An 8,206-nucleotide genomic window follows, 5' to 3' on the forward strand; every position below is an offset into this window, starting at 1 on the left:
GAAACGCCGAGAGTTTGCCAGGCTAACAAACGATTATCTTTTGTCTTACCCGGCCACTAGAGTGCGGTGATGTGATCGGAGACACAATTCGTCAGTGGGCGCTGGGCGCCGTCGGTGCGGCCGTGACGGGCTCGCTCGCCATGGGCGGCACCGCGAGTGTCGACATGTTGGGAGTGCCGAGCGACCACCTCGCGGTGATGTCGCCGCACGAGCTCGTCATTGAACCGGAGGCGGTCGGCGAGCACGTGGTTGGCGGCCACACGGTGGTGGTCACCGACGATTCCGTCTCGGTTCTCGAGGACGGGCAGCCCGTCTGGTCCAACTCCCCCGGCACCGCGTTCCTCACGGCCGGTACCGGCCAGGTGGGCTGGGAGGAGAACCGCGGCTACTTCTGGGCGGACGTCGCCCACTCGGAGCAGTCCACCACGCAGCGCGTGACCGGCGTGCAGGCGACCGGCGGCGCTGTCACCCTCACCGGCGAGTTGGCCTCCGAGGGCGGGGCCGTCCCGTTCACCGTGAGTTTCACCGAACGCTCAGGCGGCGGCGTGACCGCGGAAGTGGACACCGGCACCGCGGCGGGCGGTGACAGGAACGCGGAGGTCGTGCAGTGGACCGGCGGCCGCACCCCGGGCGCGGAGGTGCACGGGTTCGGCGAGCAGTTCGACGAGTTCAATCTCGACGGCCGCCTCATCCCCGTGGTCGCCCGAGAGCAGGGTGTCGGCCGCGGCGAGCAACCGCTCACCCTTCTCGCCGACCTCTCCAATGGCGGAGCCGGCGGCACCACCTCCATGACGTTCGCGGCGTGGCCCACCTATGTCACCAGCGATATGCAGGGCGTCCGGGTCGACCCGGGGGATGAGGCGACGCATGCGTTCGCGATCGGCGACACGCGCCGCCCCGACACCGTGGGCCTGGAGGTGTGGGCGCCGTCCATGCGGCTCGAGCTCACCCGCGGTGACACCCCGGCGGACCTGATCGCCACCCAGCAGGGCGCGGTCGACCGCCCGGCGTTGGCCGACTGGACCCAGGAGGGTGCGATCGTCGGGATCCAGGGCGGCACCGACGAGGTCCGCCAGACGGTCGACACGCTGGAGGCCGCGGGCACCGAGGTGTCGGGTGTGTGGCTGCAGGACTGGACCGGCCAGCGCACCACCGATTTCGGCGACCGCCTGTGGTGGACCTGGCAGCTCGATCAGCAGCGCTATCCCGGCTGGGACGAGCTGGTCAGCGACCTGCACGAGCGTGGGATCAAGACCACGACCTACGTCAACCCGTGGCTCGTGGACGCCGCGCCCAAGAACGATCCGGCGATCCGCAACCTGTGGGCCGAGGCCCGCGATGCCGGGCTGCTGGTCAAGGCTCCGGACGGCAGTCCGTACATGGTTGACCAGGGCGGATACTCGGCCGCGCTGGTGGACTTCACCAACCCGGCCGGCCGAGACTGGATGTCGACGGTCATCGCCGAGGAGGTGCTCGCCCACGGGGTCGACGGCTTCATGGCCGACTTCGGCGAGGGCCTGCCCATGGATGCCGTGCTCTTTGACGGCGACGCCGAGCTGATGCACAACGCCTGGCCCCGCCTCTGGGCGGAGACCGTCCGCGAGGGCTGCGAGAAGGCCGGCCGACCGGACTGCGTGACCTGGTTCCGCGCCGGCACCTCGGGCATGGATTCGCAGACCCCCGCGTTTTGGAACGGCGATCAGATGGTCGGTTGGTCCGACGAGGACGGCCTTCCCTCGGCCCTGCGCGGCACGTTCTCGTCCGGGGTGTCGGGCTGGCCGGTCGTGCATTCCGACGTCGGAGGCTACACCTCGGTGGACCTGGTGGTGACCGATTACGTGCGCGACGCCGAACTCCTGGCCCGCTGGGGTGAGTACTCGGCGTTCGGTCCCATGTTCCGCAGTCACGAGGGGAACCGCCCGGCGGTGAACCGCCAGGTATATGACGACGACGAAGTCGCCGCGTTCGCCCGCAACAGCCGCATTTTCTCCGCTCTTGTCCCGTATCGGTCTGACGTGTTGGCGGAGGCGGCCAGCACGGGTGTGCCGGCGGTCCGTCATACCTGGATCAACTTCCCCGGGACGGCGGCTGCCCAGGCGGATGAGCAGTTCATGCTCGGGGACGCGGTGCTCGTGGCTCCGGTGCTGGCTCCCGGGCAGTCGACGGTGCAGGTCACGCTGCCGCCGGGCACCTGGCGTCACCTGATCACCGGGCAGGTGTTCCAGGGCGATGCCACGATCACCGTCGACGCGCCGATCGGCACGCCCGCCGCCTTCATCGCTGCCGACCACCCGATGGCCGACCAGCTGGTCGCCGATGTCTCGGCCGCGGCGGGCGCCGCCGGCTGACGGCAGAGCCCCACGGGCGCCGCCAGCCGGCCCGCGTTCAGTCCGGGTAGACGGGGTCGCGCTTATCGAAGAACGCGGCCGCCCCCTCGGTGAGGTCGCCGTCGGGGATGAGGTCGATCCATAGCTCGCGCTCGAGCTTGAGCCCGGCGGGCAGGTCCACGTCCAGGCCGCGGTCGACACACTGCTTGACGCTGCGGATCGCGCGCGGGGAGTTCACGGTGATCTGGTCGGCGATCTCCAGTGCCAGGCCGAGGGGGTCGTCGTCCTCGGAAACGGCCTCGACTAGCCCGATGCGCAGCGCTTCGGCAGCATCGACGGGCTGGGCGGTGTACTGCATCAGCTTGGACATGCCCGGACCCACGAGCCGCGACAGTCGCTGGGTGCCGCCGGCGCCGGCGAGGATGCCCCACCGCACCTCCGGCTGACCCATCTTCGCCCGTGGTCCGGCCACGCGGATGTCGCACGCCAGCGCCAGCTCGCACCCGCCGCCGAGGGCGGTGCCGTTGACCGCGGCGATGACCGGCATCCGCAGCGCGGCCACCCGATCCATGAGCCCCTGCACGCGCTCGACGAACTCGCGAGCAGTGGCCTCGTCGGTGATCTTCTGGAACCGGTGGAAGTCGCCGCCGGCGCTGAAGTGCTTTCCGGTGCCGGTGATCACCACGACGCGCGTCGTCGAGGCCTCGAGCTCGGAGACAGCCGACTCCATCGCCTCGACGAACGGATCCGTCCACGCGTTGACCGGGGGGGACTGCATCCGCAGGAGGGTCACGTGCTCGCCGTGCGAGGAGATCTCCACGAGCTGCTCGGTCATGTCCGCGTCCGCCCTGTCCGTGTCCGCCATGTCAGGCTCCGTTCCGGCTCACGCGCTGCGACTGGTCGGTCGGGCGCTCGGTGAGCACGTTCTTGAGAATTTTGCCGGAGATGTTGCGGGGGATCTCCTCGACCCATTCGATGTACCGAGGCGCCTTGTATCCGGCCACCTCGGCACGCACGGCCTCGTCCAGTTCGGCGCGGGTCAGCTCCACGTCGGGCTTGGGGATGACGAACGCCGCGGGCCAAAGCATCGGATTCTGGGGCTTGGGAACCGTGGGCCTGGCCGGCGTGATGGCGGCCAAGGCAGCCGGGTGCGAGACAATCGTGGCCGTGGACCTGGTCGACGAACGACTCGAGCTGGCCCGCGAACTCGGAGCGACCCACACGATCAACTCGTCCACCACTGAGAACGTGTCCAAGGAGATCCGCAAAACCACCGGAGGGCTCGACCTGGCCATGGAGGCGGTCGGATTGGAGGCGGTGATCAGGGACGCGCTGAAGTCACTGCGCTCGCCGGGAATCGGCGCGACCGTCGGGCTGCAGGGCTTTGCCAACCCCATCGCCGTGGACCAGTCGCACTTGCTGATGGGCCGCACACTGACCGGCGTGATCGAGGGCGACGCCGACCCGCATCAGCTCATCCCGCACCTGGTCGACTGGTGGCGGGCCGGCATCTTCCCGTTCGATCGACTGGTCTCCGAGTATTCCTTTGACGACCTGGCCACCGCGATCGATGACCTGCGCGCCGGCCGCGTGGTCAAGCCGATCCTGCGCATGGGCCCCGCCTGAGGAGAGCGCCACAGCCCGAGGAGAGCGCCACAGCCCGAGGAACGCGCCGCAGCCCGAGGGGCCGTGCCGGCCACGGGCGCACTCCCGTGGCGCACGTCATATCCTGGTGAAGTGAAGGTTGATCTGACCGTGCTGGCCATCCCTGGGTTCGTCGGGGCAATGGCAGCCGAATACGCGTGGCATCGCCGCAACCCCGGCGAGGAGACCAGCGCCGGCACCTACGAACTCGCCGACACCATGGCCAGCCTGACCATGGGCATTGGCAGCCTCGTGGCGCCGCTCATCACCGACGGCCTGGGTGAAGCTGTGGGCACCAGACGAGGCCGCGCGCTTCGGGCACTCATGTGCGTTTCGCTCGCCGGCGCAGCCGTGGCCACCGCCGGAGATGTGATCCGGCGCAGCCGCACGTCCGGCCTGCTCGAGGCCGGCACCGTTCCGAGTACGCGGGAGACGGGCACCGCGCAGTCGCTGGCGGGGGAGTTGGTGACGACGTCGTCGTCGTCACATAACTCGACCACCACCGCGGCGCCGCAGCGTACAGCCACGTCGACGCCGCAAGGTACTGCGGCACCGACCGCACCGACCGACCCGTTGGCTCCCACGGTTCCTCACGAGCCGGCGGCTCTGGCGCGGATCACCGGGGGCGCCGCGGTGACCGCCCTGGCCTCCACCGTCGTCACGGTGTCCACCCTGTGGAGCGCGAAGACCGCCTCGGGCGCGTTGTTCCGCCGTACCCCGCTGGACCTGGGGACCGGCGCGCTCGCGTACGCCGTGGGGATTGTCGGCTGGGACTTCCTCTACTACTGGAACCACCGCCTGTCCCACGAGAGTCGCTGGCTCTGGGCGGTCCACGTGGTGCACCATTCCAGCGAGCGGTACAACCTCGCGACCGCGCTGCGGCAGCCCGTCGCCGAGGCGCTGACCATCTACGTGCCCTACGGCGCGCTCTCGCTGCTGGGCGTGCGGCCGGCGATCGTGCAGAACGCGCGGGCCATCAACCTGCTGTACCAGTTCTGGGTGCATACCGAGGCTATCCGCTCGATCGGTCGGGCGGAGACGGTGTTCAACTCGCCGTCGCACCATCGCGTGCATCACGGCAGCAATCGCCGGTACCTGGACCGCAACCATGGCGGCATCCTCATCCTGTGGGACCGGCTGTTCGGCACGTTCGAACCCGAGCGGGAGCGGGTCGTCTATGGGCTCACTACAAACATAGAGACCCATAATCCTGTGCGGATCGCGACGCACGAATGGGTGGCGATCGCGCGGGACGTGTTCCGGTCGCGCACCTGGCGGGATCGCGTGAGCTACCTGGTGCGTGGGCCCGGCTGGGCAGGGGCGGCGCGGGACTGAGCGGCTAGCCCGATGTCGCGATCTCTCGCGCCACCCGCTCGCCGGACTCGATCGCGCCGTCGATGTAGCCCGCCCACCTGGTGGCGGTTTCGGTTCCGGCCCAGTGCAGCGGTCCGACCGGGCGCCGCAGATGCGGGCCGAACCTGGTGAGCGTGCCCGGGGTGGCGAAGGCCCCGTAGCAGCCGCGGCTGTACTCCTCGGCCGCCCAGTCCTTCTCGATCACCTCGATCGGCGAGCGCGCGCGGGGCCCGAAGTAGCCGGCGAGATCGTCGAGGATCCTCGAGCGCCGGTCTTCGGGGCTGAGGCCGGAGGCGACGTCCGCGTGCCGGCCCTCGAGGAAGCCGACGAGAATCCCAGGGCCGCCGGTGCCGCTCGAAGCGCCTGGACCGGCGGCGCCGTGCGGGGTGTTGTCGAAGACCGTGCCGAGCGGGCGGGTGTCACTATTGGCCTGGCCGCTGAAGCCGTCGGCGCGCCAGAACGGCTCGTCGTAAACGACGTTGACCTTGATCACTCGGCCCATCGGCATCCGCTGCACCAGCTGGTCGCGATCGGCGGGCAGCCCGGGGGAGTAGCGGATTCGCGAGGCCAGGGGCGGCGGCAGCGCCACCACCACGTGACGGGCGTGAATCAGTCGCCCGCCCGCGCGGACCAATGCGGTGTCGTGGTGCCAGTCGATCGCGGTGACCGGGCTGTTCAGGGCGACCCGGTCACCGAGCTCGGCGGCGAGAGCGAGCGCGATGGACTGCGCCCCGCCGACGATCCGGTCCTGCTGCGCACCGCCGGCGGTGTCGATCAGGGCATCCAGTCCGCCGGCTGCGCCGATGTAGAAACCCGCCCACAGTGCCGACATATCCTCCGGCCCAGATGAGAACACCGCCTCGGTGATCAGGCGGAAGAAGCTCCGGCCCCGCGGCGTGCGGGCGGTGCGGCGCAGCCACGAGTCGAAGGTCTGCGCGTCGAGTCGCTCGGCCCGGGTTGCTCGCCACGGCTCGACGGTCGGAATCGAGGCGGCCATCCTGTCGAGCCGCCACTGCGTCTGCCCGATGTCGGCGAGCGTGACCGGATCCAGGCGCGGGATGCGGCCCGTGTACTCGGACCTGTTCCCGCTCACCTCGGAGATGTGTCGTCCGGCCATGTGGGTGGGGAAGGTTTCGAGGCCGAGTTCGTCGATCAGCGCCAGTGCCCGGTCCTGGGTGGGGCCGACCCATTGGCCGCCGACGTCGATCGGGGAGCCGTCGGGCAGTGGTGCGTTGAGCAGCCGACCGCCGACTCGGTCCCGGGCTTCGAGGACCAATACATCCTGACCGGCTCGGGCCACCTCACTCGCGGCGACCAGCCCTGCGACACCGGCGCCCACCACTACGACGTCCACGGGCTGTTCCATGGCGTTCCTCTCAGTTCATGATCTGGCGCCGAGCCGGGAGGACTCAGCAGTCGACGTTCTCGAACCGCAGGCATGCCGGCGGGATCGTCTGATCCGGGCCGTATCCGTCCGCCGAGTCCGGATCGAACGTCGGTCTGGGGTTGTTGCGCCAGTATTCCTCCTCGAACTGCTTGTTGTAGGCGTCCTGGTCAAACGTCGGTGTGGGTGCCGGTGGGACGTAGGCCGCCGCCATCTGGCTCTGACAGGTTTGCGTCCACCCCGAACTTCCATCGGTGAAGAACGTGGTCCCCCTCTCGTGGATCGACGGGTCGCCGCAGGAGGCAACCTGCTTATCCATGCAATGTGCTGCCTCCTGCCCGGGCGCGGCGGTGTAGCCGTAAGCGCCGCAGGCCCCGGCTCCCGCGGTGGTCGCGGCGGCCGGGGCCTGGGTGGACGACGGCGTCTCGGTGGTGCTCGAGGACGCCGATGTGGAGGACGACGCGGACGACGACACCGAGGTGGTGGTGACGACCTCTACGACGGTCGGCTGTTCTTCCGATCCACACGCGGTCAACGTGAGGATCGGAAGGGCCAAAGCCGTGAGCACGGCAGCGAATCGTGAGCGCATGGAACTGCCTCATCTCTGAAGGGGCGGAGGGGAAAGGTACGCAACGCTCGGATCTGAATCTGTTTATCCGAGGTGGTTGCGTTCATGGTAGGAGATGCCTACGACATGAACATCCGTCAGAGATGAGGCAGTGCCTCCCGTGCCTACCGGCCGAAGAGCTTGGCCAGGAATCCGCCCTCGCTGGGCTCGTTGGCGTGCCCCGGGCAGCGGTCGGCTCGCGGGACGCCGGCCATCACCTGATCGACGTGCATTCCGCAGCCGGCCCAGGTCGTCTTTCCGCACTTGCGGCACTTGACGGCTCTACACATGATGAGTCTCCTTCGAGTTGTCCGGGCCGGTACCGACCGCGGGAGTTGAGGTGGAAATGGTGGTGGGTGTTGTAGGTGCAAGGTCGGTTGGAGCAGTAGCCGTGGCGGCCGCTGTCCCCGAGTCCGGCGCCTTGAACGGGCACCGGGTGGTAAACAAGCAGGTCCCCACGGCGCCCGCGGCGGCCAGCACTGCCACGAGGACCAGGCCGATTCCGAGCGCGGTGGGTAGCTCCTGCGCCAGGACGAACACGCCCATGGCCAGCACGAAGAACCCGAAACCCCTGCGCAGCGCCTGCTCCGGCACCCGCGAGGACAGGGCCACCCCGCCGAACGAGCCGGCCACCGCAGCGGCGGTCACGGCGAGCACGACCGGCCAGTCCAGGCTCACCGAGGTCAGGTAACCGCCCAGTCCGGCGAAGGACTTGAGCGCGATGACCAGCAGCGAGGTGCCCACCGCGGCCGACATGGGCAGGCCGGCGAGCAGGACCAGTGCCGGGACGACGAGGAATCCGCCGCCGGCCCCGACTAGCCCGGTGGCGGCGCCCACGAGCAGGCCGTCGAGCAGGATCCGCCACACAGGGTGCGAGCCCGCCGCGCCGGA

The 8,206-nt window shown here is 69.5% G+C and carries 10 protein-coding genes; 4 read left to right on the forward strand and 6 right to left on the reverse strand.

From position 1 onward, the window contains the following. Positions 1-71 precede the first annotated feature (71 nt). Positions 72-2,348, forward strand: a complete 2,277-nt coding sequence (locus G6016_RS15925) for an alpha-glucosidase (protein ID WP_182633573.1) — start codon at positions 72-74, stop codon at positions 2,346-2,348. Between the two features lie 37 nt (positions 2,349-2,385). Here G6016_RS15925 and G6016_RS15930 read toward each other — a convergent pair whose 3' ends face one another. Together G6016_RS15930 and G6016_RS17400 are read right to left on the reverse strand one after the other, a co-directional pair. Then, positions 2,386-3,192: an enoyl-CoA hydratase/isomerase family protein gene (locus G6016_RS15930; RefSeq protein ID WP_206682328.1), complete on the reverse strand. Its 807-nt coding sequence runs from the start codon at positions 3,190-3,192 to the stop codon at positions 2,386-2,388. Between the two features lies 1 nt (position 3,193). Then, entirely contained in the window at positions 3,194-3,415 is a 222-nt protein-coding gene (locus G6016_RS17400) for an AMP-binding enzyme (protein WP_241730376.1), read from the reverse strand. Positions 3,416-3,437: 22 nt separating this feature from the next. Here G6016_RS17400 and G6016_RS15935 point away from each other — a divergent pair, with 22 nt between their 5' ends. Both G6016_RS15935 and G6016_RS15940 read left to right on the forward strand, forming a co-directional pair. Continuing rightward, positions 3,438-3,953, forward strand: coding sequence for a zinc-binding dehydrogenase (locus tag G6016_RS15935; RefSeq protein ID WP_338403647.1), 516 nt, complete (start codon positions 3,438-3,440; stop codon positions 3,951-3,953). A gap of 111 nt (positions 3,954-4,064) precedes the next feature. Next, positions 4,065-5,306 carry a sterol desaturase family protein gene (locus G6016_RS15940; RefSeq protein ID WP_338403644.1) on the forward strand — a complete coding sequence of 414 codons (1,242 nt, stop codon included), beginning with the start codon at positions 4,065-4,067 and terminating at the stop codon, positions 5,304-5,306. A 4-nt stretch (positions 5,307-5,310) separates the two neighbouring features. Here the strand turns inward: G6016_RS15940 and G6016_RS15945 are convergent, their stop codons facing one another. Continuing rightward, entirely contained in the window at positions 5,311-6,690 is a 1,380-nt protein-coding gene (locus G6016_RS15945) for a flavin monoamine oxidase family protein (protein ID WP_182633575.1), read from the reverse strand. A gap of 43 nt (positions 6,691-6,733) precedes the next feature. Beyond that, positions 6,734-7,027 (reverse strand): hypothetical protein, encoded by a 294-nt coding sequence (locus G6016_RS15950; protein WP_182633584.1) that lies wholly within the window; start codon positions 7,025-7,027, stop codon positions 6,734-6,736. Between the two features lie 67 nt (positions 7,028-7,094). Between G6016_RS15950 and G6016_RS15955 the strand changes: the two genes are divergently transcribed. After that, the gene (locus tag G6016_RS15955) at positions 7,095-7,316 is read left to right on the forward strand and encodes a hypothetical protein (protein ID WP_182633576.1); all 222 of its coding nucleotides are present in this window, start codon (positions 7,095-7,097) and stop codon (positions 7,314-7,316) included. A gap of 124 nt (positions 7,317-7,440) precedes the next feature. Here G6016_RS15955 and G6016_RS15960 read toward each other — a convergent pair whose 3' ends face one another. Further along, positions 7,441-7,605, reverse strand: a complete 165-nt coding sequence (locus G6016_RS15960; RefSeq protein WP_182633577.1) for a DUF8730 family Cys-rich protein — start codon at positions 7,603-7,605, stop codon at positions 7,441-7,443. Then, positions 7,598-8,206, reverse strand: a 609-nt coding sequence (locus tag G6016_RS15965) for a sulfite exporter TauE/SafE family protein (RefSeq protein ID WP_182633578.1), incomplete at its 5' end; no start/stop codon positions are given. The genes G6016_RS15965 and G6016_RS15960, both read right to left, overlap by 8 nt.

Source organism: Dietzia aerolata (assembly GCF_014144865.1).
In the GTDB taxonomy this organism is placed as follows: domain Bacteria; phylum Actinomycetota; class Actinomycetes; order Mycobacteriales; family Mycobacteriaceae; genus Dietzia; species Dietzia aerolata.

What these genes read in the sequence shown, in the direction of transcription:
- G6016_RS15930 (WP_206682328.1), bottom strand. Translation starts at nt 3,192, where the DNA reads ATGGCGGACACGGACAGGGCGGACGCGGACATGACCGAGCAGCTCGTG.
- G6016_RS15960 (WP_182633577.1), bottom strand. Translation starts at nt 7,605, where the DNA reads ATGTGTAGAGCCGTCAAGTGCCGCAAGTGCGGAAAGACGACCTGGGCC.
- G6016_RS15950 (WP_182633584.1), bottom strand. Translation starts at nt 7,027, where the DNA reads ATGGATAAGCAGGTTGCCTCCTGCGGCGACCCGTCGATCCACGAGAGG.
- G6016_RS17400 (WP_241730376.1), bottom strand. Translation starts at nt 3,415, where the DNA reads ATGCTTTGGCCCGCGGCGTTCGTCATCCCCAAGCCCGACGTGGAGCTG.
- G6016_RS15945 (WP_182633575.1), bottom strand. Translation starts at nt 6,690, where the DNA reads ATGGAACAGCCCGTGGACGTCGTAGTGGTGGGCGCCGGTGTCGCAGGG.